We start from the raw sequence: 22,003 nt of genomic DNA, 5'->3' as shown, positions 1-22,003 counted from the left end.
GCCGCAGGATCCACGTCAGAATCTGGACGCTTCGGCTTCCTCTGGATTTGCTGCTCGCCGCACCCGCGTGCATGGCGTGCCTGCCGGGCTCGGCGTGTGCGCAACTCGCGGCGCAAGCTGCGCTGCCCTACCGCATCGACGGCCCGTGGGGCCTGCAGCTCGCGCCCGAACTCGTGGAGCACCCGCTCGCACCCGGCGAACAGGCTGCAACATTCACCGACGGCAGCAGCGCCACAGGCACCAGCAACACCGACCTTGCGCTCAAAGGCAACGCGGACTTGCGCAGCGGTACGTCCGTGGTCAAGGCCGACGCGCTCCACTACGACGTGGACACCGACATGGCCGATGCCTACGGCCATGTACAGATCACGCATGACGGCAACGTATTCAGCGGGCCGGATGCCCATCTTCACGTAAGCGAGACGGCGGGCACGATGAGCACGCCCGCCTACCATTTCACGCTGACGAACGGTTCGGGCCGCGCTTCGCGAATCGACCTGATCGACGCGCAACGCGAGACCGCCTACGACGCGACGTACACCACCTGCAATTGCCTCGAAAGTCCCGCGTGGCATCTGCGCGCTTCGCGCCTCGATCTGGACCAGGGCGAGAACGAGGGCGTGGCGTACAACGGCGTGCTGTTTTTCGGCAGCGCACCGCTTTTCGCGTTTCCGTGGCTCGCGTTTCCGCTCAACGGCGAACGCGCCACAGGGCTCCTGCCGCCCACGTTCTCGCTCAGTTCGTCGAGCGGCTACGACTTCCAGTTGCCCGTCTATTTCAATCTGGCGCCGAATTACGACCTGACGCTCACGCCGCGCGTCATGACTAAACGCGGCGCCCTGCTGACGGCCGACTATCGCTATCTGACAGCGAATTCTTCCGGCGCGCTCTCCATCACTTACCTGCCCTACGATGCGATCACGAAGACGAACCGCTATTCGTTTTCGTTCAAGCATCAGCAGGCGCTGGGCGACGGACTTGCCGCGTATGTGAACTACAACCGCGTGTCCGATGCCGCGGTGCCGACGGACCTCGGTCAAAACGCCTTTGTGCTGGGCTCGCAGACGGTGTTTCAGGAGGAGGCCGGCGTGACGTACAACCACGGTCCGTGGTCTGTGCTCGCACGCGTGCAGGACTGGCAGTCGTTCACGACTTCGCCACCCTACAACCGCGAGCCCGAAATAGACGCGAAGTACACGCGCTACAACGTAGAGGGGTTCGACTTCGGTGCAGATGCGAACGCTACGCGCTTTTCGATTCCCGTCGGACATTCCACGCAGGGCGCGCGCTTCACGTTCGACCCCTACGTGAGTTACGCAATCGTGCATCCGGGCTGGTACGTCACGCCCAAGGTGCAATGGCACTTCGCGTCATACGATCTCAGCAGTATCGGCAGCAATGCCCCTGCAGGCCAGCCGAAGACGTTCAGCTTCAACGTTCCCACACTGAGCTTCGATTCGGGCGCAACGTTCGAGCGCGACATTCGCCTCTTCGGCGTCGACATGATCCAGACGCTCGAACCGCGTCTCTACTACGTCTACACGCCTTACCGGAACCAGACGTTCGCGCCCATCTTCGACACGGCGCCGCTCGACTTCGGGCTGGCGGAGATTTTCACGAGCAACCGCTTCGTGGGCGGCGACCGCGTGTCCGACATGAACCGCGTGACGGCAGGCATCACGACGCGCTTTCTCGACGCCGCAACCGGTGCGGAACGCGCGCGCTTCGTGCTCGCCCAGGAATACTATTTCCGCACCACGCAGGTCACGATGTCCGGCGACATTCCGCCTTCGGCCGGTCCCTCCAACGTCATTGCGGGCGCCTCGTTCAACCTGGGCGACAACATGAGCGTGGAACAGGCCGTGGAATACGACCAGTCGAACAACGCGTTCGCACAGGCTACGTCGGGCGTGAGCTGGAAGCCGGCCGACGGCAAGGTGCTCAACGCGGCCTACCTCTATGCGAAAGCGAACGCGACGCTTGGCGACGCAGCGGTGAACCAGATTCTGCTCTCGAGCCAATGGCCGCTCTCGCGCCGCGTTTCGGCGGTAGGCATGATCGATTACGACATGGGCGTTCACCGTACCGTGGCCGGACTGCTCGGCATGCAATACCAGGCCGACTGCTGGGCCGTGAGCCTCGCCTTCGAGAAGTACACCAACACGAGCAGCACCAACACGCCGACGAGCGGCACACGCCTGCTGATGCAGCTGCAACTGAACGGCGTGAGCCGCATCGACAACGGACTGCTCCAGCAGTTTCGCGCGAGCGTTGCCGGTTATAGCGCGCCTGCCGTGCCGGATGCCGAATCGCGGTTCACGAACTATCCGTGACGAGACGGACGGCGACGTCGCTCATTCGAATGTCGCGGCATTGGCACAGAGGCTTACCGCATGAAGAGCCTCAGCACGATGCCGAACAGCCCGAATCCGACGACAAGCGAAGCGACGAGGCCGACCAGGACGAGCGCCAGCACGACCGCGCCCTTGATGGAGCCCGCCTGCCGGCGCCAGCCGTGGCGCGATTGCGGGCGCCTTGCGGCGCGAAGGGGCACGATGTGAGGCATCAGAGGTCCCTGAGGGGATTGAACACGCAAGTGCATGATGGGAGCACGGCGAATGCCCGTTCCCATACCGACGTTTACCCTGGTGCGCCGTTTAAGTTTCGTTTAAGTGGGTGGCCCTACATTCGACGGGCATTGCGTTGCCCCGCCTTGCACGGCGGTCTGTTCCGCAACGCCCCTCCTCCCCTGTGGAGACCAGAGCAGCAACGGCCGTTCGGCCCCCCTGTCCGCCAGGACCAGGGCCGATGTTAGGGACCCGGATTTTCGGGTCCTTTTTTTTGCGGTCTTTCGTGAATTTCCGGCGAGCGTCGCGGAACAGGGCGTCGTCAGGCTTGTGCGGACGTGAGTGCCGCGCGGCGGGAAGCGGTGCTTCTGGAAGGCCTTGCCCATCCGCATGCACCTTCTCAGCGACGCTGCCATACTGGCCATCGCCGCTCGCAGGCACGGCGACTTTCGTCGCCCCTCTTGCGTTCATCTCCCCACACCACCAAAAAACCACGCACCCCATGAAGACATCGCGCCGTCACTTTCTGCATCACGTCATGGTCGTGGGCGCCGGCATGGCGCCGGCGCTCATCCTCAGCCGCACCGCACGGGCCGCCGACGAAAAGGTGAGCGAAAGCGACCCCACAGCGAAATCGCTGGGCTATGTGGAAGACGCCACACGCGTCGACAAGGCACGCTTTCCCGCCTACGCGGCCGGGCAACGCTGCGGTACCTGCTCGCTGTTCCAGGGCAAAAGCGGCGATGCGTGGGGTGGCTGCGTGCTGTTCGGCGCGAAGCTCGTGGCCTCCGGTGGATGGTGCAGTTCATATACGAACTCGTAGCAGACGCGGGACGCGCCCGGTTTTTTCGCACGGTCGGTCGAACAGCGCGATGAGGTGTAGCCAACCATTTGCCAACATTTTTCTTTCTAATGTCTTTCATTTTTATTTTTGTTCGGCTCTAATGGCGCCTCCACACCTTGCCAGGAGACTTCCATGAGCGACTTCATGCGCGGCGCTTTCACGCTGGGCGGTTGCATCAGCGCCTACACCTTCGTGGTCAGCGCCATCGAGTATCTGGCGGGCTAGGGCCAGGGTTGACGGTCGCGAGACGCGACCGTCGGCCATTGCCGTCCTGGCTGCCCGGAAAGAACCCTCCGAAAGAACCCTCAAGCAAAACATTCGGCCTCGTAAAGCAAGCGGCCGGCCGCGTCCTTCGGCGACAGGACGGGTTCTGCGCCATTGGGCCAGTCGATGCCCACTTCCGGGTCGGACCACAGCAGGCTGCGCTCGTACTCGGGGAACCAGAAGTCCGTGGTTTTGTAGAGCAATTCGGCGGAAGGCGAAAGCACGATGAAGCCGTGCGCGAATCCCGGTGGCACCCATAGCTGCCGATAGTTCTTCGCGCTCAGCCGCGTGCCCACCCACTTGCCGAAGCTCGGCGAACTCAGCCGCAAATCCACCGCGACGTCGAACACCTCGCCGGTCATCACGCGCACGAGCTTGCCCTGCGGCCGTTGGATCTGATAGTGCAGTCCGCGCAGCACGCCGCGTGTAGAACGCGAATGGTTGTCCTGCACGAACACGTGTCCTCTCGCCACGTTCTCTTCGAATTCCCGCGCGTTGAAGCTTTCGAAGAAGTGCCCGCGACTGTCGCTGAACACCGTCGGCTCGATTATTTTGACCTCCGCAATCGCTGTCTCCTTCACCTCAATAGCCATCTCGGCCTGCTCCGTATAGACGAGTTTCAAATCCTCCCGCGCGCGGCGCGGTCGCGGCGGGCATGCACGCTCGCTTCGCGCTCCAGCACATCGAGCAGTTCACGCGCGGCGGCATCCCACCGGAAACGCTTCGCGTGCTCGCGCCCGCGCGCACGCCACGTTTCACGCAGCGCCTTGTCGCTCATCATCCGCGCGATCTTTCGCGCAATGTCTTCCACCGAACGCGCATCGCAGTACATCGCGGCGTCACCGCAGACCTCGGGCAGCGACGCCTCGCGCGACGCGATCACCGGGCAGCCGCACGACATCGCTTCGAGCGGCGGCAGGCCGAACCCTTCATAGAGCGAGGGAAACACGAAACAGCCCGCGTGCTCGTACAACGCCTTCAATTCGCCATCCGAAACAAAGCCTGCCGCAATCACGTGGTCCGACGGCTGCAACCCCGCCTTCGCCTTGCCGTTGAAGACGCGCAGATCGCAACCGCCCGCCACCACGAACTGCCAGTCGTGATCGCGCTCACTCAATTGCTCGACAGCGGCCAGCACGCGCGCAAGGTTCTTCCCCACGGAGAGGCTGCCCACAATCAGCACGTAACCGTCTTCCTTCAGACCGAGGCGCGCAAGAATGCGCGCATCCGGAACGATACGGTCGAAGTGATCGACGCCGTTTCGCACCACCGAGATACGGCTCGCGTCGATACCGAGGCGCACCATGATGCGTTGCTTCGAAAATTCGGACACGGTGACGATGTGCTTCGCTGTGCGCTTCAGAACGGCATACGCCACGCGATACCAGAGCCGGTACTTCCACGAGTAGTTTTCGGGCAGATCGTAGACCGCGACGTCGTGCACCATGAGCACCTGCCGGCGCGCCAGCAGCGGGCCGATGTTGCAGAGGCTCAGCAGCGTGCGGCCGCCCGATGCAAACGGCAGCACCAGTTGCTCCCACAGTGCGCCCTTGAAAACGCGCTTCATCCAGCGGGCAGCGATGCCCTCCGGCGAAGTCACGGATGCGGCCGCGGGCCATGCCACGTCGTCACGCGCATCGGCCGGCACGAAGAGCGGCAGATCGGCACCATCCGGCACGGATCTCACGAGCGCGATTGCCATTTCATAGCCCACGCGCTGCACGCCCGTCATGCGCTGCGAGGCGAACTTTCCGTTTATCGCGAATGTTCCGCCAGCCAGCTCACGCACATGAGGTTTGTCGGCGGCGCTCGCGAGGGGGACTGGTGCGGTCGCGGTGGCGGCTTTGGCCGACATCGTGATCGGATTCATCAGGCACAGCTCCATAGCGTGGATTGCGGTCAAGCGTGGCGCGATGATGCGGCGCACGATTGCATTAGGCGATCACGCAAGGGGGCTGCTCAGTACGATTTCGCACTTAGCTCCAGGCAGATCGAAATTGTTCTCGTGCATCTGCCGGGCATCCCATGTGCTTTCAGTGCGGTGTGTGCCGGGCCTGCAACCGCCCACCGCTAAGTACGGTTCCGAACTGAGCGGCCTTCGGGCGTCGCATAACCTGGCACTTTCAACGGACGGCCGGTGCCGCTGGAGAGCCCGATGTACGCCCGCACCATCTCGATGCTGTTCTATATGTTCTTCACCTGCGTGATCTTCAATCCGCAGGTGAAAGGCGTGACGATCTATCTGTACGTCATGCTGCCGCTGCTCGACCCGGGCTTTGCCTCGTTCGCACTGGCCACCGTGCGCCGCTGGGCGTTGCCGCTCGCCATCGCCGTGGCGGCCTGCCTGATCAGCAGCCCGATGGCGGCTGCACGTGTCGTCTCCATTGCGATCTGCGTGGGCTACCTGATGTACACGTACGCGCGCAAGATCGACTACCTGCACCTCTGGATGGGCATTAACGTGCTGTTCGCCATCGTGCAGTTCATCACGTACTACGCGGACTACAGTCTTGCGGTTCAGCTCGGCCCGGATGAAGTGTCGAAGATGCTCTGGGGAGACTCGGCCACGCAGACCAATACGAATTTCTACGAGATCCTCTATTTCGCGCGCGTCTGCGGCTTCTCCCGCGAGGCCGGCTTCTTCTCGTCGTTGCTGGCTGCGTCGTTCGTGCTGTATCTCATGCAGCGCGAGAAAACCAGCAAGTTCATGATGACGCTCTACTGGATCGGCCTCTTCATCAGCCTCTCCAAGGCGTCGGCCGTGCTGGGCATTTTTGCCGTGCTCTACTTTGCGCGCCGTTCGCTGCGTTCGATTCACCCGCTGGTGGCCATTGGGATCTTCACCTGCGTGATGGGAGCGATGGGCCTCTACATGAGAGCGCACGGCTTCTTCGGCGTGCCCACTTTCGCGCACCGCATGGGCGGATACCCGTTCCTGCTCGATGCGCGGTTCTCGGACCTCATCAAAGGTGTGTCCACGCAGCAGTTGCTCAACGACTACGGCTATCTGCCCTACGTACACATGAATCGCGAGGTGTACTACGTCAACGAGGTGACGTTCGCGAGTATTCCGGGCCTCATCATCGACATGGGACTCATCCCCGCGCTGATCCTGCTCGGCGTGCTGGGCTTCACCGCGAGCGACGGTTTCGTGATGCTCATGACGCTGCTCATCACGGCCACGCTGGGCCCAACGATGGTGACCTCGTTCGTGCCGCTGGCGTACCTGATCTGCTACTGGCCGCGCTTCTCCATCTGGCTTGCCGATGCGCGTGCCCGCATGCCCGTGCCGCAACGAATGCGCCTGCTGGGGCGCCTCAAGCCCGCCCCTGCTGCGCCGCCACCTTGGCACGCATTCCGCTAGCAGCGGCTTCGCCTCGACCATTGCAACCCGCACGGCTTTCCACCGTGCAGTCCGCACCATGCCGAAGAAAAAGTCTGCCTCGTGTATCCGCGTCTGTGTTCCGTTTGCCTTTGCGCTGCGGGCGTCCGTGTTGGCGCTCGCGCTTGCCGGCCTGCCTGGCGCGAACGCAGCCGAGCTTCGTGCGGCGAATCGTCCCGATGCATTGATCTCCGCGCCGGGCAAAACGGTAGCGCTGCAGTTCCAGACGGGCGTGGTCGACTCGCCCGGTGTGACGCTGCGGCTCACGCTGTTCCCCTACGACGACGAGGGCAGACTATCCACCAGGCCTGCGGCTTCGTACCGCACGATGGTTGGCGCAGCGGCACAAGGCAAGACGGTGCAGGTGAACATCACGCCACCGGGGCCCGGACTTTACCGTGTAGATGCCGAACTCGTTGCACAGGACGGCGATGCGTCGGGGCGCACATCGGTCAACATGGCTGTCGTCATGCCACGCGACAGCGTAGGCCCCTCGGATTTCGGCGTGGTCACGCACTTCGTTCAGGGGCAAGGCTCGCCGCAGGTGGTGCTGCCGCTCGTCAAACAGGCGGGTTTCTCGTGGATTCGCGACGAACTTTACTGGCAGGAAATTGAGAAGACGCCGGGCCGCTTCACGTTCCCGGCCCGATACGACGACTACGTGGCGCGGGCATCGCAGCTGGGGCTTTCCGTCCTCGGCGTGCTGGATTACGGCAATGCCGGCGTTTATCCCGACCTCTTCAACGGCTCCACGTTCCCCATGACGCCACAAGCGCGGGCCCTGTTCGTGCGTTACGTGGATGCCGTGGTGCGCCATTACGGCAAGACCATCACGCACTGGGAGATCTGGAACGAGCCGGATTTCAACCGCATCGGCTACGACCGCTACCTCGCGCTGCTCAAGGACGCGTATCACAAGATCAAGCAGATCAACCCCAACGCCACGGTCATTTCGTGCGGCGGCGGCGGTTCAGGGGGCGGTCCGGGCGCCGACTGCATGGTTGCGCTCATGAAACGCGGCGGGCTCAACGACCAGGACGGCTTCAGCGTGCATCCGTACATGACGCCGAACACGCCCGAGAAGGGCTATGCGGCGCAGGGCGCGCCTATCCCCTCAGTCAGCATTCCGTCCACGTGGCCGTACCTCAAACGGTTCGCCACGGACAACATCAAGGCCGACGGACGCCCGTTGCAAGTCTGGATAACCGAGCTAGGCTGGCCCGTGAATCCCAAGGTGCCCGGGCAGGACGAAACGAGCCAGGCCGCCAACGTTACGCGCAGCTACCTGCTCTCGCGCCGCTACGATTCCGTGCGCGTGCTGTTCTGGTATGACTTCATCGACGACGGCACCGACCCGAACAACTTCGAGCACAACTTCGGACTACTGCATCACGACCTTTCGCCAAAGCCGGCGTTCGTCGCCACTTCTGTGCTGGCTACGACGCTCGGCAATCGTCGTTGGCAGTCAGCGCTTGTGGATACCGACGACGTGAAGGCCTATCGCTACGGCACGCAAGGCGGCGATTCGATCATTGCGGGCTGGACGGTAGGCACGGACGAACGCACCGTGTCGTTGAAGCTGCCGCCGGGCTCGTATGTGGAGCGCGACTGGCAAGGGGCGCAGCGAACGGTGACCGTATCCGACGAAGCCTTCACGTGGCGCGTGGGGCCGTTGCCGCGTTATCTGATTCCTGCCGCGCAGACGGCGTCGCAGTAAGCGACGCACCGTTGTTCAATACGCGCCATCCCGCCGCAATACCACGCCCACGGTCTTGAACAGAATCGCGATGTCGTACCAGAGCGACCAGTTGCGCACGTACCACGCATCGAGAAACACGCGGCGCGCGTAGTCCGTGTCGTTGCGTCCGCTCACTTGCCAGAGGCCCGTCATGCCCGGTTTCGCGAGCAGATAGTAGGCGGCCTCGTCGCCGTAGCGCGCAATTTCCTTCTCCACCACGGGGCGCGGGCCCACGAGACTCATGTCGCCGCACAACACATTCCAGAGCTGGGGCAACTCGTCGAGACTCGTCTTGCGCAGCAGCGCACCAACCGGCGTGACGCGAACGTCGTTCTTGAGCTTGAAGTCCTTCTCCCACTCCGCGCGTGCAACGGGGTCGCGATCCAGCAGATCTTTCAGCACCTTGTCCGCATCGCGCACCATGGAGCGGAATTTGTAGCACTTGAAGCGGCGTCCGTTCTGGCCAATGCGCGTGTGCCCATAGAACGGCGATCCGCCGTCTTTCGCCACGAGCGCTGCAAGCAGCAGGAAGATGGGCAGCAGCATCAGCATGAGGAAGCCGCCCGCGAGCACGTCGAAGACGCGCTTGAGCACCTTCGCGGAGAAACGCTCCAGGTTGTTCTGCACGCGCAGCATCATCACTTCGTGGCCGAAGAAGTACGAGATGTCGGTGTTGCAAAGCGGCACGCCGCGCATCGACGTCATGACGGTCACGTCGCGTACGCCGTTCTGCGTGAGGCCGCGCACCCACGCGTTGCGCAACGCTTCCTCTTCCTGCTCCAGTGCGATCACCACCTGCGTGCCGGGCAGCATGCGGAACGTGGCCGGCGTCATGCCGTGCAGCACTGGCGCATCGACTCGTGCTTTCGCTGTGGGGCGGCCGTCCGGTGCGATGTACGCCACCACGTCCGCGCCCAGAAAACGCTGGCTCGTGAGCGCCTGTTTCGCTTCGAGCGCGCTTTCGCCGCAACCCACAATGAGCGTGGAGCGCTTCCAGAGATTGGCCGCGTCCAATGCGCGTTTCGTCAACGCCCTGAATGCCGGCACCAGCACGAACGCGCCGCTCCACGTCAATGCCCACCAGCCGCGCGAGAACATGCCTTTGGTCAGCGTAGTGAGCGCGAGGTGAATCACGGCGAGCACGAGCAGCGCCTGGAAGATCTCTTCGATCTCGCGCCAGAACGGACGACGGCACGTGTAATGACGCCACCGCAGCCAGAACCATGCGGTACCGGTTCCTACGAGCACCATGTAGATCAGCACCGGGTGCTTCGCCATGGAAGCCCAGACGCTCTGCTGCCCTTCGGTGGAAAACGAGCCGAGCACGTGCGTGGTAATGAGTAGTGCCACGGTGAAGCCCAACACGTCCGAAGCAGCGAGCGCCGCCTTGTTCGTCAAGGACGGGAACGGGCGCAGGAGCTGTCGGGGCGCTGAAGCATAGCCGACGCTGACGGTTGAGTTCACTTGAAATTCCCTCGCTTTACTTGCATGCAGTTCTGGTTATCAGGGACAAGCGCGGAACATCGATGCTCCATGTCAACACGCTGCAGCACACTCGAACGGCTGCGGTCGTCGCCGCGCTCAGGTGGGCTCCGCAAGCATCTGTGCATCGAGTACACCGAGCGAAGCCGGCCGGTGCAGCATGGATGGCGCGAGTGCCGCGCGAATCCGCTCGCCTGCCGGCAGGTGGCTGCGCGACTCGCTCGCTTCCAGCACCGCGGCGAGCAGACCGCTTCGAAACGTTGCCTTCGAAAAACGCTCGGCGTTTGCGCGGCAATTCGCCGGTGTGAAACGCTCCTGGTTCGCCTCGAAGCGATCCACGGCGCGGCGAATCGAGTCCACGTTCTGCTCGTCGAAGAAAAGCCCTGTGGGATGCGCGTGCTTTTCGTCGATCACGGTTTCACGCGCACCGCCGCGGCCAAACGCGATGACCGGCGTACCGCATGCCTGAGCTTCGACCACGGAAATACCGAAGTCTTCTTCCGCTGCGAACACGAATGCGCTCGCGCGCTGCAGATGGTCCTTGAGTACGTCGAAAGGCTGATGTCCGAGAATTTCGATGTTCGGTCCGGCCTTCGCCCGTACCTTCTCCATGTCGGGTCCATCGCCGATCACCACGAGCTTGCGCTCAGGCATGGCAGCGAAGGCCTCCACGATGAGGTCCATCTTCTTGTACGGCACCATCCGCGAAACGGTTACATAAAAGGGCTCTTTCCGTGCACGCGGCTCGAACGCCTCGATATCCACGGGCGGATTCACCACCACTGCGTCACGCCGGTACACGCGCTCCACACGCCGCGCAATGAAGCTCGAATTCACGACGAACAGATCGACACCGTTGGCCGTGCGCGTATCCCAGGTTCTGAGGTAATGCAGCACGATGCGTGCGAGCCACGAACGCAGGCCCTTCGTGAGCCGCGCCTCCTGCAAGTACTGATGCTGTAAATCCCACGCGTAACGGATAGGCGAATGCACATAGCTCACGTGCACCTGGTCTGGACCTACGAGCACGCCCTTCGCTACCGCATGCGAACTCGATATCACGAGGTCGTAACCGGAAAGATCGAACTGCTCGATCGCCAGCGGAAAAAACGGCAGATAGCTGCGGTAATGACGCTTCGCAAATGGCAGCTTTTGCACGAACGACGTTGTCGCCTTTTTCCCATGCAGGCACGAACGGTCCGACATGAAATCCACGAGACTGAAAACGTCCGCATCGGGAAAGCACTCGATGATCTGCTCGAGCACCTTCTCCGAACCGCCATACGTGACCAGCCAGTCGTGAACAAGCGCGACCTTCATCGAATAAGCCTCCATGAAACGCGCGCCGCGCAACGGCGCACGCGCTTGATCTTCACTGCCGATGCTAGGGGCCGGCCCATTGCCCTTCGGTTCGGATTCGCACAGAAGCTCTCGCGGGCAAAAGAGGGCCACGCCCTCATGCAAGCGATGCAGCGGGCCGCACCGCCTGGTCGCGCAACAGATTCATCAGATACGTGCCGTAACCGTTCTTCGAAAGCGGCTGTGCAAGCCGTTCGAGCTGCTCGCGATCGATCCAGCGCTTGCGCCATGCGATCTCTTCGGGGCACGCGATCATCATTCCTTGCCGCTTCTGCAAGGTTGCAATGAAGCTCGTCGCGTCCGTGAGCGAATCGTGCGTGCCGGTGTCGAACCACGCATAGCCGCGCCCCATGATCTCGACGTGCAACTGCTCGCGCCTGAGGTATTGCATGTTGACGTCGGTGATCTCCAGTTCGCCGCGCGCGGAAGGGCGAATGTCTGCGGCGATGTCGCACACGTGGCGGTCGTAGAAATAGAGACCCGTCACTGCGTAATTCGAGCGCGGCGCCTTGGGCTTCTCTTCGATCGAACGTGCCTTGAAATTCGTATCGAACTCCACGACGCCATAGCGCTCCGGGTCGTGCACGTGATACGCGAACACCGTGGCCCCTTCGGTACGCCGGTTCGCGCTTTCCAGTTGCTTCACCAGATCATGGCCGTAGAAGATGTTGTCGCCGAGAATCAGCGCGGAAGGACGCTCCGCCACAAAGCGACGGCCAATCACGAATGCCTGCGCGAGTCCATCGGGCGAGGGCTGCTCCGCATATTCGATGTTCATGCCGAACTGGCTGCCATCGCCCAGCAGCGCGTGGAAGCACGGCAGGTCGCGCGGCGTGGAGATCACGAGCACGTCGCGTATGCCGGCCACCATCAGCGTGGAGAGCGGGTAATAGATCATCGGCTTGTCGTAGATGGGCAACATCTGCTTCGACACGGCATGCGTGATCGGATAAAGCCGGGTGCCGGAGCCGCCCGCCAGAATGATTCCCTTTCGGTTCACAGCGCTCTCCTTGCGTTTGCCGGCATGCCGTCCGCCACCTGCTGCAATCGCATGCCTTCGCCGATGCCGCGCAGCACGCTGCGTCGTCCTGCCGGCGTGAAGCGCGGGCACTTCACGAGCATGGCGAGCACCGAATACGCCTGCGCCACTGCAGACAACGGAAACCGCAGATTCTTGCGGCTGAAGTAGAGCCGGTTGCGCGTGCAGTAGAACAGGCTGAACGGCGTTTCGTCGCCGCCCGTCGAAAAGCTCACCTTGTGGGCCACATGCGATGCCGGTACATACAGCAGGTGAATGCTGCAACGATTCATACGCCAGACGAAATCGGCGTCGTCGTAGTAGACGAAATAGCGTTCATCCATCATGCCCACGCGTGCAAATACGCTCGCGTGCAGCGCCATGAAGCAGGTAGGCGCGTACTCGGAGAAGCGCGTGTGGTCGAACTGACCGTGGTCTTCGTCGCCGTCGCCCACGTGCGTGGTAATGGCTTTCAGCGGCCAGAAGCGGCCACCCGCGCACCAGATGCGATTGGTGCCGTGATACGTGATCTTCGGAAACGTGGCGAGCGACGCGCCGTCGCGTATCGGTTCGATCAGCCGCGCGATGGTCTGCGGGTCGCGAAACTCGACGTCGTTGTTGGCCAGCAGCACGTACTCGCAGTCGTCTTCGAGCGCCATCGCAATGCCCTGGTTGTTGCCGCGCGCCACGCCCACATTCGCGTTGTTGAACAGCACGCGCGCGTCGATGCCCGCTTCGGCCGCGAGCTTGCGGGCCAGCACACTGCCGCTGTCGTTCGCGCTGTTGTCGATCACGTAGAGCGTCATGTCCACGCCCTCTTGTGCTTTGAGGCTGGCAAAGAAGTCCTCCAGCACGGCGTCCGACTGATACAGCACCGTGACCACGCCAACGCGACGCCTCGTACGCTCCATGTTCATGTTCCGGCGCTCCTTGGCTCAGGCCGCACGGCTTGCACGATACAGGCCGCGTGCCTGCATCTCCACGATGCTACGTTCGTAGCGGTCCGGCTGCACCTCCTGCGCGTCCACCCACTGCGCGAAGCGCTTGATGCCCTCGTCGAAGTTCACCTTCGGCGTATAGCCCAGCCGTTCGCGCGCACGTGTGAGGTCGGCGTAGTTGTGGCGGATATCGCCCAGGCGGAATGCGCCCGTCACCTTGATGGGCACGTCGCTGCCGTAGAGTTCGCGCAACTTGCGGGCCACGTCGATCACGGGTGTGCGTTCGCCCGAGCCGATGCCGAACACGTAGTCGTTCGCTTCGCTACGAATCAGCGCTGCATGGGTGGCGTCTACCACGTCATCGATATAGACGAAGTCCCGGCTTTCCAGCCCATCTTCGAACACGCTCACCTCGTGGCCGTTCTTGATACGCGTAGAAAAGATGGAAAGAATGCCGGTGTAGGGATTCGAGAGCGACTGACCCGGTCCATAGACGTTCTGATAGCGCAGTGCAGACGCGCCAATGCCAATGGAGCGGCACACGGTCATCACCATCAGTTCCTGGTCGTACTTGGTGATGCCGTACACCGATGACGGATGGATCTTCGAGTCCTCGTCTGTCGGCAAGCACTCCAGCGGCTCGCCGGATACGGGGCACAGATGATCGAAGCGCCCCTCGCGCAGGTCCTCTTCGCGGCGCGCGCCGGGATAGACGATGCCGGCCGCCGGCGAACGGTATTTGCCTTCGCCGTAGATCGCACGCGACGACGCAACCACGACCTTCTTCACCGTGTTCTCGCGGTTCTTCACGAGAATGTCCAGCATCAAGCCGCAGCCGCCCACGTTCACGTCCACGTAGTGACTGACTTCGTACATGGACTGACCAGTGCCCGTTTCCGCAGCAAGATGCACGATGGCGTCCTGGCCTTGCATCGCACGTTCGAGCGCGCGCCGGTTGGCAACCGACCCTTCGATGAAACGCACTGATGGGTCGAGCGACAGAAACAGCGCCGACTTGTGATACGGGTCGTCGCCGTGAATCTGCTGCGAGAGGTTGTCGAGCACCGTGACGTTGGCGTTCTGCTTCGCCAGCTTGTTGGCAAGGTGCGATCCGATGAATCCGGCGCCGCCGGTAATGAGTACGTTCATGATTCGCTTCGCTCCCATGTTCGCGTCTGCCAGTCAAAGCGCTTGATGATGCGAGCCGGATTTCCGGCCACTACGCTGAAGTCCGGCACATCTCGTATCACTACGGAATGGCTTCCCACCACCGCGTGGCGTCCAATGGCTACGTTCGGCAGGATCACCGACCCGAAGCCGATAAAGCTGCCGGCGCCGATCACGACGCGATTGCCGCGCGTCCTCACACGGCAGCCGATGCGCACAGGGTCGTGAACGTCCTCGTACGGATGCTCGACGTCCACAATTGCGCACCCTCCGGTAATCGTGACGTCATCCTGAATTTCGATGGACGACCCGCAGACGATGTGCACGTTCTGCTCGATGTTCACGTCGTTGCCGATGGTGAGATTCGGAGGCGCGGCGGGATCCGTCAGGATCAGTTCGATGCGCGCGCCCTGGCGGATCAGTACGCGTTCGCCGATCCACGCGTGATGCACGTTCGCGAGCAGCATCGGCCTGAAAATCGCGCTGCCTTTACCTACCTTCGCGAACGCGTGCGCGTACCAGAGTTGCGTTTTTGCGCGGTAGTAAGCGAGCTGCAGCGCGTTGATCCGGTCTATCCCGCGCAGTTCGCCGAAGCGGGCAATGGGGCCGGTCAGGACGCTCATGCCCGCACCGGCTGTCGGCCGGCCATCTGTTTCGCGAAGGTGTATAGCGGCCGCAGCGTGCGCGGCCAGCGTCGCATCGCGTACAACCCTTCCTGCTTCGCGCCTACGCGCGCGAACTTCACGCTGGTTTCAATGCAGCGCTCGAATGCTTCGTAGTGGCCGTTTTCCAGATACAGAATGGCCGAGCGCAGGAAGAGCCTGGCCCGGGCGCGATCGGTCACGTCTTTTGCCATGCCCATGGCGTCGGCCATCTCGAAAGTGCGCATCATGTCGCGGATGCTGGTTTCGTGCCGCGCGGGGTTGCGGATGACCGTGGACGTGAATCCATTCGGGTTCACGCGATACAAGCCGAGTTCCTCGTCCAGATAGCGCGCCTGCGTGCCATGAAATGACTGCAGCAGATTGGCGACGTCCGCCACCACTTCCAGCTGGAGGTCTACGGCATGACGCTTGCGCAGCGCCGTGCGGAACATCGTGGAACTCGTGAAGAAGAACGGGCCGTTCTCGATCATGTATTCGCCGTCGAACACCGGCGGCTTCACGTGCGGCAACGGGAAGTCCACGGGTTCTTTCGTCATGGCATTTACGGTGCGCATGCGGTGCGTGACCATGCCGAACTCGCGCTGCGTTTCCAGAAACTCGTACTGCCGCGCCAGCTTGCCGGGCAGCATGAGGTCGTCGCCGTCGATGCAGGCGATGTATTCGCCGCGCACCGGCGCAATGGCGTCGGCGAAATTGCGCGAGTAGCCCACGTTGTGCTCGTGCCGCACGATGCGGATGAGGTGCGGGTAACGCGCCTTGAACGATTCGATGACGGCGAGAGATGCGTCCCTCGAACCGTCGTCGCTCACGATCACTTCGAACGGCACGTCGATCTGCTGCGAGACCACGCTGTCCAAACATTCGCCGACATATTTCTCCAGGTTGTAGCATAGGACTACTACCGAGATAACCGGCTGATCGGGCGTTTTGACGTGTGATGCGCTCATGGCGGTCCCTTTTAGTTCAGCACGAAGCGTCCGGCCAGGTCGCGGGCCTTGCGCTGCAAAATGGGCGACACGGCCACCGCGGCCGCCACCATCAACAGCCAGATGCAGGGCAACAGGAAGAACAGTGCAATGCGCGGCTGTTGCGAGAGGTCCGCATAGTGGAACGCCACGCCGAGCAGGCCCACCACCGCTACGCGCGTAAACAGCCCCTTGTACCAGGCCAGGTTAATGCCGGGCAGAAACTTGCGATGCACGATACCCACCCAGACAAGCAACTGATAAACGTTGACCGCGAGCCACGCGTAGCCCACGCCACGCGCGCCAAGATGAAGCGCGCCGAACAGCACCGCCGGCACGAGAATCGAGATGAACAGCAGGTTGCCCTTGATGTGGAGCGACAGGTTGCCGGCCGCGTATTGCACGAGAAACGACAATCCCGCAATGGCAGAGCACGCGTTGCCGACCGCATAGCATTGCAGCACGCGCCACGCTTCCGGCGTGGAAGGCGCACTGGCCGACCACAGTTTCATCACGAGGTCCGGCATGCACGCGAAGATGGTGGCCACCGGAATCACGGCGATCATCATGATTTCGCTCGCGAGGAAGTAGCCAGGCCCAACCTCGGCTTTTTCGCTCGCGCTATCTGCCGTGAAGCGTGGAATGAACGCCTGCTCGATGGGGCTCGCCATCAGCAGAATGCCGCTCGCGAGCAGCGTCGCCATGCTGAACACGCCGAACGCCGAAAGCGGCAGGATCTTCGAGAGAATGAGTTTGTCGATCTGCGTGGACGTGGCCCACACAAGCGCGGAAAACGCGATGGAAAGCGACAGCTTCGCGCGGGCCATCAGCACGGCGCGCGAGAAGGTGCGCGTAAGAAGCGGTGCGTCGATGGCGCGGCCGAGCAGCAGACGCATCGTGAGGCTCTCGCCCACGATTGCGCCCAGTTGCCACAGAAAGAACACCTCCACGCGCGGCCACACCGATATCACCGCCACCACGAGCACGGCTCGAATGATCGCGAACGTCACCACCACGACATTGAGCGTGGCCTGGCGGTTGATACCCACCATACCGCCGCGATACAGCGACGAAAGCCAGCGCGCGGAGACGGTGAACATCATCAGCACGAACGCGATCCTGATTTCACCTGCCGGCAGCGCCTTCGCGTTGAGCCAGTCCGCCGCGAAGAACGGCGCGGCGGCGAGCGAGCAGAGAATCAGCACCGAACACGTGCCCGCCACGAATTTTTCGAGCGACTGCAACAGCAGGCGTGCTTCCTTCCTCGACGCGCTGTCGCGCATACGCGCGAGCTCCCGTGTCAGCGTGGGCGAAAGACCGAAGTCGAGAACCTGCACCCAGGCGAGCAGCACGGCATTGAAAGCGATCAGGCCATATGCCTCCACCCCGAGGTGGCGAACATAGGTGGGCACCATGACAAGACCGAGCGCGACGGTCACGGCCTGCCCTGCATAGTTGGCGATCAAACTCCGTTTGAGCATCGTGATTGGCGTGAAGGATGGAGGTGGGTTGAAACGGTATGCTGCGCTGCATCTACCGGACCACTGTAACGACGGAACATGCCGAGTAATGTACGGAGTCGAACACACCACCTGCCACGAATCGGTCATACAGCGGCTTGCAGCAAGGCTTTGCGCGAGAGCGGCAAACCAGGACCCGCGGGCGTGACACGCATGGGGACGGCAACAGGCCGGGCGTATACTCGCCGCAGCAATGGGTCCGGTATTGACGGCACCAACGGAAGGAAGCGGCCGGCAAAATTTCCCGCTTCGCGCCACGCGTCGAATTGCGCCGCGAATCTGCCGCTGTTCGACGAACCGGCGTGCCATGCGGTCGTGGCAAACTTCTGCTGTCGATTCCGTTGCAGATAACGAAGTCGGCACCGTGCTGCCCCAACCCGCAGCCCTTTCTTCATGAGCGCCATGTACTTCCTCATCATTCTCGCCGTGCTGCAGGTCCTCGCGATCATCGTCGTCGTGGCGCTGTGCGTAGCGGCCCGGCGCGCCGATGAGCGCACCGAGCGCATGCTTACGCGCGACGAAATCGCTGCACGGCGGCAGACGTCCGGCGTACCCTACAGCACGCCGCTCAAGACGCCCACGTGGCTGGCCGCGGGCCGCTGGCTGGCGCGCATCTTCGGCTACGGCAGTAGCGGCGGCACGCGCAGCTAAACCCAGACCACGCAAAAAACGCGGCACGCGCATTGCTGCCGTCGCATTCCGCTTCAATTCAACGCTCCCGCAGACCGATGCATGCCCCACAGGTCTGGCCCCACGGCAGGGAACCCCAGCCGCTTTTCGAACCGCACCCTCGCCGCGACAAAGTAGAGCGCGAGCGGAAATGCGAGCCCCATGGCCATGCCCGCCGCGAGATGCACATACAGGTTCTCGACATGCAAATGCATGAGCACCACGCGCGCGCCTGAAGCGCCAAGAATGTGCCCCAGATAGATCGGCATAGAGGCCACGCCGAGCAGCTTGAGCGCCGCGAACCGTACCGACCCGCTCATCCGTAGCGCGAGCTGACACACCAGCAGCACGCCCAGCGTGGTGGCCGGCAATGCGCCAATGCCGTTGTAGTCGCCGAGGTCGCGCGCGAAGCCAATGGCAAGCCACAGCATGACGGCCACGAGCGCGATCCAGCCGAGCGCCGACACGCGCGCCACGATGTCGCGAAACTGCCCCGCGAGCAAAATGCCCGCTGCGAAGAACAGGAAGAACCTGAGCGCCGTCGTGAAAATGCCGTAGTCCAGAACGCTGCCGATTACATACGCGACGATGGCGAACGGCACGAGTACGACGCGCTGCGTGCCGGTCACGCATACGAATACCTGGCACAGGAAGAGCGCGTAGAGAAACCAGAATTGCCCGAACGGGTCCCACAGAATCGACATGAGCTGTGCGAGCGTGAACGGATGATTCGTATCACCCGACGCCGCCCACTGCACGAGCCCTTGCAGGATCGACCAGAGCAGATACGGATACACCACCGTCTCCACCTTCCGTGTCAGAAAGCCGAGGCGGCCGCGCTTGAGGCTGCGCTCAACGTGCAGCCCGGACAGAACGAAGAAGAGGGGCATGTGGAACGTGTAGATCGCGTAGTCGGTCTGCGCGATCCACTGGTCCGCGTGCACGATGCCCGCACTCATCAGCCCGCGCAGCACATGCCCATACACAACGAGCACAATGCCGATGCCGCGGGCGTAGTCCTCGAAGTCGTCTCTCATCAAACCGATGCCCTCCATGTGGGGCTCATGCAGGGACTCATGCAGGGGCTCATGCAGGGACTCATGCAGGGACTCATGCAGGGACTCATGCAGGGACTCATGCGGCCACGTGGTTATGGTTCGAGTAGACGGACATGTAGCTGTAGCTGCGCCGTTCGCTACGCCGCAACGGCACCGCGTTGAACACCGCGCCCACCACCCAGGCACCCGCACGTTCCAGCTTGGTCACCGTTTCTTCAATCTCTTCCTCGGTCTGCGTGCCCGAGCGCAATACGAGCACCGTCTTGCCCGCACGATGCGAGACGATGGCCGCGTCGCTCACGGCGAGCAGCGGCGGCGTATCCACGATCACGAGATCGAAGCGCTGCTTGAACTCTTCGAGCAGACTGCGGAAGTGCGGCATCATCAGCAGCTCCGACGGATTGCCCGGATAGCGCCCGCACGAGAGCAGCGACAGCCCGGGCACGCCGGTCTGCCGTATTGCCTGATTGATCTTGAGGCGCCCCGCAAGCAGTTCGGAGAGCCCGTCCGCATTCGGCTGATCGAACAGCGACGCGATGCGGCCGCAGCGCATGTCGGCGTCCACGAGCAGCACACGTCTTGCCGTTTCCGCTTCCAGCACGGCGAGGTTCGCAGCGAGAAAGCTCTTGCCCGTGCCGGGCGTGGGGCCCGTCACCACGATCATGTTGTCCGAGGTCTCCTGCACGTTGAGGTGGAGCGCGGTACGCACACCTCGCAATGCCTCGACGGAAGGGTCTTGCGGAAAGCTGCGCGCCAGCAGCCGCTGTGCGGCGGGCGGCCACGCCACGGCGTCGGAGCGTCTCTCGCGCTCCGTGCCGAGCAGCGGCATGGCGGGCTCGGCCACCACAGCCCCCGCGCCCGCCGCGGATGCCGAACGATCCAGCCGCGCCTGCTGCGCGCTGTAGAGGATCGACCCGAACACGGGCACGCTCATGCTTCGCTCAACGAAACGCGGGTCCGTCACGCCCGTAAACAGGCGGCGCCGCGTGAACACATAGAGTGAACCGATCATCAAGCCGACGCCGCCACTCGCACCCAGCACGAGCGGCACGTCGGGCGAGACGGGATCGGCAGGGCGCACTGCACCGTCCACGATATGTACGTCACCGGTCGTCGCGCCGCGGCGTACCGTCAGTTCCTCGGCCTTGTTGACCATGGCGACGTAGATCGATTCGGCCACCTTCGCACTACGCGTGAGGTCCGCGCTGGTGCGCTCCGACTCCGGCATGCTGTTGAAGCGCGCATCGAACTGGGCCTTTTGCGCGTTCAACTGCGCAAGCTGCTGGTCGATGTTCTGCACCGGCGGGCTGCCTGGCTGGAAGTGCTGGAGCAGTTGCGTGCGTTGCAGTTGCAGCGTCGCGATCTGCCGCTGGAAGTCGATGCCGCCCTGCAGGTACGACTGCGATTCCGCGGTCGGTTGCAGCGAACCCACCTTGGCGCGGTAGTCGGTGAGCCGCGTTTCGGCCTGCTTCAGTTCATCGCGCAGCCGCGGCAGTTCCTGGTTGATGAAGTCGAGCGTCTTGCTGTCGTTCGCGCGGCGCTGCGTGACGGTAGCCGCCACGTAGCCCTGCGCAATGGCGTTGGCCACGTTCGCGGCCGTGGCGGCGTCGCTGCTTTCAAACGAGATCTGCACCACACCGGTTTCCTTGCCCTTTTCCACGACCTTGAGGTCCTTCGAAAAACGCTTGATCGCATTCACTTCGTTCAGCGGCGTAACGTAGAACTCCGTGCCGGGCCGTGCATCGAGCTGCGTGACGACCATCGAAACAGGACCATCGGCGGCGGGCGCGCCCGCGGACCCCGTGAGCAGCGCATTGCCGTCCGGATCGAGCAGCACGTAGCGGCCGTTTTCGAGCACGCGCAGGCGCAGCCGGTTGTTTTCGAGCGTATAGGGCACATGCACGGACTCGATGTGAATGCGTTCGCCTCCCCACGCGAACGCATCGAGCCCGAACCAGGGACGCGACGGCTTGCCGGGCGAAGCGAGCTTCTCCGCGATCGTGCCAAGCACCGGCACCTTGCGCGGCGTGACGCTCACTTCGTAACCGAACTGCCGCATCACGGGCTCCAGCACCCGGCGGCTTTGCATCATGGCGATTTCCGCATCGGTGGCGAGCGGCTTCTGCCCCACCACGATCTCGCCTTGCTGCGCAATGCCGAACGCGTTGGGGTCCTGCGCCTCCACGCGCACCAGCACGTTCGCCGAGTAAGTGGGCTTCATCAAGAACACCACTGCTGCAGCGAGAACGACCGTTCCAGCAGCGATGGCGATGACCGTCCACAAGTGGTCGGATAGCAGGCGGAGTACTTCACGCACGTCAGGCGAGCTGTCGTGCGGTCCTGGTCCTCCCAGATGTCGTGCGTCGA

Annotated in this window: 18 protein-coding genes and 1 pseudogene; 5 read left to right on the top strand and 14 right to left on the bottom strand. The window is 62.8% G+C overall.

The window, feature by feature from the left end; genetic code table 11:
* Positions 1 to 71 precede the first annotated feature (71 nt).
* Positions 72 to 2,333 (top strand): LPS-assembly protein LptD, encoded by a 2,262-nt coding sequence (locus tag PXJ20_RS23300; protein WP_421031688.1) that lies wholly within the window; start codon positions 72 to 74, stop codon positions 2,331 to 2,333.
* 53 nt (positions 2,334 to 2,386) lie between these two features.
* On the opposite strand, the gene PXJ20_RS23295 is transcribed toward PXJ20_RS23300, so the two are convergent.
* Positions 2,387 to 2,566: a hypothetical protein gene (locus PXJ20_RS23295; protein WP_126875386.1), complete on the bottom strand. Its 180-nt coding sequence runs from the start codon at positions 2,564 to 2,566 to the stop codon at positions 2,387 to 2,389.
* Positions 2,567 to 3,069: 503 nt separating this feature from the next.
* On the opposite strand from PXJ20_RS23295, the gene PXJ20_RS23290 reads away from it, so the two are divergent.
* Positions 3,070 to 3,390, top strand: a complete 321-nt coding sequence (locus tag PXJ20_RS23290) for a high-potential iron-sulfur protein (protein WP_126875387.1) — start codon at positions 3,070 to 3,072, stop codon at positions 3,388 to 3,390.
* A gap of 326 nt (positions 3,391 to 3,716) precedes the next feature.
* On the opposite strand, the gene rfbC is transcribed toward PXJ20_RS23290, so the two are convergent.
* Complete coding sequence (rfbC, locus tag PXJ20_RS23285) at positions 3,717 to 4,268, bottom strand: dTDP-4-dehydrorhamnose 3,5-epimerase (protein ID WP_026121417.1); 552 nt, start codon at positions 4,266 to 4,268, stop codon at positions 3,717 to 3,719.
* Positions 4,269 to 4,294: 26 nt separating this feature from the next.
* The gene (locus tag PXJ20_RS23280) at positions 4,295 to 5,545 is read right to left on the bottom strand and encodes a glycosyltransferase family 4 protein (protein WP_421031687.1); all 1,251 of its coding nucleotides are present in this window, start codon (positions 5,543 to 5,545) and stop codon (positions 4,295 to 4,297) included.
* Between the two features lie 285 nt (positions 5,546 to 5,830).
* Here PXJ20_RS23280 and PXJ20_RS23275 point away from each other — a divergent pair, with 285 nt between their 5' ends.
* Positions 5,831 to 7,039: a hypothetical protein gene (locus PXJ20_RS23275; RefSeq protein WP_421031686.1), complete on the top strand. Its 1,209-nt coding sequence runs from the start codon at positions 5,831 to 5,833 to the stop codon at positions 7,037 to 7,039.
* A gap of 58 nt (positions 7,040 to 7,097) precedes the next feature.
* Positions 7,098 to 8,774, top strand: a complete 1,677-nt coding sequence (locus tag PXJ20_RS23270; RefSeq protein ID WP_421031685.1) for a beta-glucosidase — start codon at positions 7,098 to 7,100, stop codon at positions 8,772 to 8,774.
* A 15-nt stretch (positions 8,775 to 8,789) separates the two neighbouring features.
* On the opposite strand, the gene wbaP is transcribed toward PXJ20_RS23270, so the two are convergent.
* The 9 genes and pseudogenes from wbaP to PXJ20_RS23225 form a co-directional block, all read right to left on the bottom strand.
* Positions 8,790 to 10,193: an undecaprenyl-phosphate galactose phosphotransferase WbaP gene (gene wbaP / locus PXJ20_RS23265; protein WP_421032626.1), complete on the bottom strand. Its 1,404-nt coding sequence runs from the start codon at positions 10,191 to 10,193 to the stop codon at positions 8,790 to 8,792.
* Positions 10,194 to 10,403: 210 nt separating this feature from the next.
* Positions 10,404 to 11,612: pseudogene (locus PXJ20_RS23260) on the bottom strand (glycosyltransferase family 4 protein); the annotation flags it as partial.
* A gap of 121 nt (positions 11,613 to 11,733) precedes the next feature.
* A complete protein-coding gene (rfbA, locus tag PXJ20_RS23255; protein WP_421031684.1) occupies positions 11,734 to 12,636 on the bottom strand; it encodes a glucose-1-phosphate thymidylyltransferase RfbA in 903 nt (300 codons plus the stop codon).
* The gene (locus PXJ20_RS23250) at positions 12,633 to 13,571 is read right to left on the bottom strand and encodes a glycosyltransferase family 2 protein (protein WP_017774713.1); all 939 of its coding nucleotides are present in this window, start codon (positions 13,569 to 13,571) and stop codon (positions 12,633 to 12,635) included. Before PXJ20_RS23250 ends, rfbA begins: the two co-directional genes overlap by 4 nt.
* 18 nt (positions 13,572 to 13,589) lie before the next feature.
* Positions 13,590 to 14,741 (bottom strand): NAD-dependent epimerase/dehydratase family protein, encoded by a 1,152-nt coding sequence (locus PXJ20_RS23245; RefSeq protein ID WP_277598873.1) that lies wholly within the window; start codon positions 14,739 to 14,741, stop codon positions 13,590 to 13,592.
* Entirely contained in the window at positions 14,738 to 15,382 is a 645-nt protein-coding gene (locus PXJ20_RS23240; RefSeq protein ID WP_421031683.1) for an acyltransferase, read from the bottom strand. Before PXJ20_RS23240 ends, PXJ20_RS23245 begins: the two co-directional genes overlap by 4 nt.
* Positions 15,379 to 16,371, bottom strand: a complete 993-nt coding sequence (locus PXJ20_RS23235) for a glycosyltransferase family 2 protein (protein ID WP_421031682.1) — start codon at positions 16,369 to 16,371, stop codon at positions 15,379 to 15,381. The genes PXJ20_RS23240 and PXJ20_RS23235 overlap by 4 nt, the downstream gene beginning before the upstream one ends.
* Before the next feature lie 11 nt (positions 16,372 to 16,382).
* Positions 16,383 to 17,870: a lipopolysaccharide biosynthesis protein gene (locus tag PXJ20_RS23230; protein ID WP_421031681.1), complete on the bottom strand. Its 1,488-nt coding sequence runs from the start codon at positions 17,868 to 17,870 to the stop codon at positions 16,383 to 16,385.
* A 125-nt stretch (positions 17,871 to 17,995) separates the two neighbouring features.
* Positions 17,996 to 18,313: a hypothetical protein gene (locus PXJ20_RS23225; protein ID WP_421031680.1), complete on the bottom strand. Its 318-nt coding sequence runs from the start codon at positions 18,311 to 18,313 to the stop codon at positions 17,996 to 17,998.
* Between PXJ20_RS23225 and PXJ20_RS23220 the strand changes: the two genes are divergently transcribed.
* Positions 18,312 to 18,560: a hypothetical protein gene (locus PXJ20_RS23220; protein ID WP_017774708.1), complete on the top strand. Its 249-nt coding sequence runs from the start codon at positions 18,312 to 18,314 to the stop codon at positions 18,558 to 18,560. The two genes, PXJ20_RS23225 and PXJ20_RS23220, sit on opposite strands and share 2 nt — an antisense overlap.
* Before the next feature lie 53 nt (positions 18,561 to 18,613).
* Here the strand turns inward: PXJ20_RS23220 and PXJ20_RS23215 are convergent, their stop codons facing one another.
* Positions 18,614 to 19,633: an acyltransferase family protein gene (locus PXJ20_RS23215; RefSeq protein ID WP_421031679.1), complete on the bottom strand. Its 1,020-nt coding sequence runs from the start codon at positions 19,631 to 19,633 to the stop codon at positions 18,614 to 18,616.
* A 79-nt stretch (positions 19,634 to 19,712) separates the two neighbouring features.
* Positions 19,713 to 21,953 carry a polysaccharide biosynthesis tyrosine autokinase gene (locus PXJ20_RS23210; protein ID WP_421031678.1) on the bottom strand — a complete coding sequence of 747 codons (2,241 nt, stop codon included), beginning with the start codon at positions 21,951 to 21,953 and terminating at the stop codon, positions 19,713 to 19,715.
* Positions 21,954 to 22,003: the final 50 nt, after the last annotated feature.

This window comes from Paraburkholderia sp. A1RI_3L (assembly GCF_048957895.1).
In the GTDB taxonomy this organism is placed as follows: domain Bacteria; phylum Pseudomonadota; class Gammaproteobacteria; order Burkholderiales; family Burkholderiaceae; genus Paraburkholderia; species Paraburkholderia kururiensis.
Note: the sequence above shows the minus strand (reverse complement) of the source record. Positions and strands in the feature narration are given on the sequence as shown.

Excerpts from the sequence above, each read along its gene's own strand:
- PXJ20_RS23220 (WP_017774708.1), top strand. The coding sequence starts at position 18,312 with ATGTACTTCCTCATCATTCTCGCCGTGCTGCAGGTCCTCGCGATCATC.
- PXJ20_RS23230 (WP_421031681.1), bottom strand. The coding sequence starts at position 17,870 with ATGCTCAAACGGAGTTTGATCGCCAACTATGCAGGGCAGGCCGTGACC.
- PXJ20_RS23225 (WP_421031680.1), bottom strand. The coding sequence starts at position 18,313 with ATGGCGCTCATGAAGAAAGGGCTGCGGGTTGGGGCAGCACGGTGCCGA.
- PXJ20_RS23235 (WP_421031682.1), bottom strand. The coding sequence starts at position 16,371 with ATGAGCGCATCACACGTCAAAACGCCCGATCAGCCGGTTATCTCGGTA.
- PXJ20_RS23250 (WP_017774713.1), bottom strand. The coding sequence starts at position 13,571 with ATGAACATGGAGCGTACGAGGCGTCGCGTTGGCGTGGTCACGGTGCTG.
- PXJ20_RS23290 (WP_126875387.1), top strand. The coding sequence starts at position 3,070 with ATGAAGACATCGCGCCGTCACTTTCTGCATCACGTCATGGTCGTGGGC.
- PXJ20_RS23280 (WP_421031687.1), bottom strand. The coding sequence starts at position 5,545 with ATGAATCCGATCACGATGTCGGCCAAAGCCGCCACCGCGACCGCACCA.
- PXJ20_RS23295 (WP_126875386.1), bottom strand. The coding sequence starts at position 2,566 with ATGCCTCACATCGTGCCCCTTCGCGCCGCAAGGCGCCCGCAATCGCGC.
- PXJ20_RS23240 (WP_421031683.1), bottom strand. The coding sequence starts at position 15,382 with ATGAGCGTCCTGACCGGCCCCATTGCCCGCTTCGGCGAACTGCGCGGG.
- rfbC (WP_026121417.1), bottom strand. The coding sequence starts at position 4,268 with ATGGCTATTGAGGTGAAGGAGACAGCGATTGCGGAGGTCAAAATAATC.
- PXJ20_RS23245 (WP_277598873.1), bottom strand. The coding sequence starts at position 14,741 with ATGAACGTACTCATTACCGGCGGCGCCGGATTCATCGGATCGCACCTT.
- PXJ20_RS23215 (WP_421031679.1), bottom strand. The coding sequence starts at position 19,633 with ATGGAGGGCATCGGTTTGATGAGAGACGACTTCGAGGACTACGCCCGC.
- PXJ20_RS23275 (WP_421031686.1), top strand. The coding sequence starts at position 5,831 with ATGTACGCCCGCACCATCTCGATGCTGTTCTATATGTTCTTCACCTGC.
- PXJ20_RS23270 (WP_421031685.1), top strand. The coding sequence starts at position 7,098 with ATGCCGAAGAAAAAGTCTGCCTCGTGTATCCGCGTCTGTGTTCCGTTT.
- PXJ20_RS23300 (WP_421031688.1), top strand. The coding sequence starts at position 72 with ATGGCGTGCCTGCCGGGCTCGGCGTGTGCGCAACTCGCGGCGCAAGCT.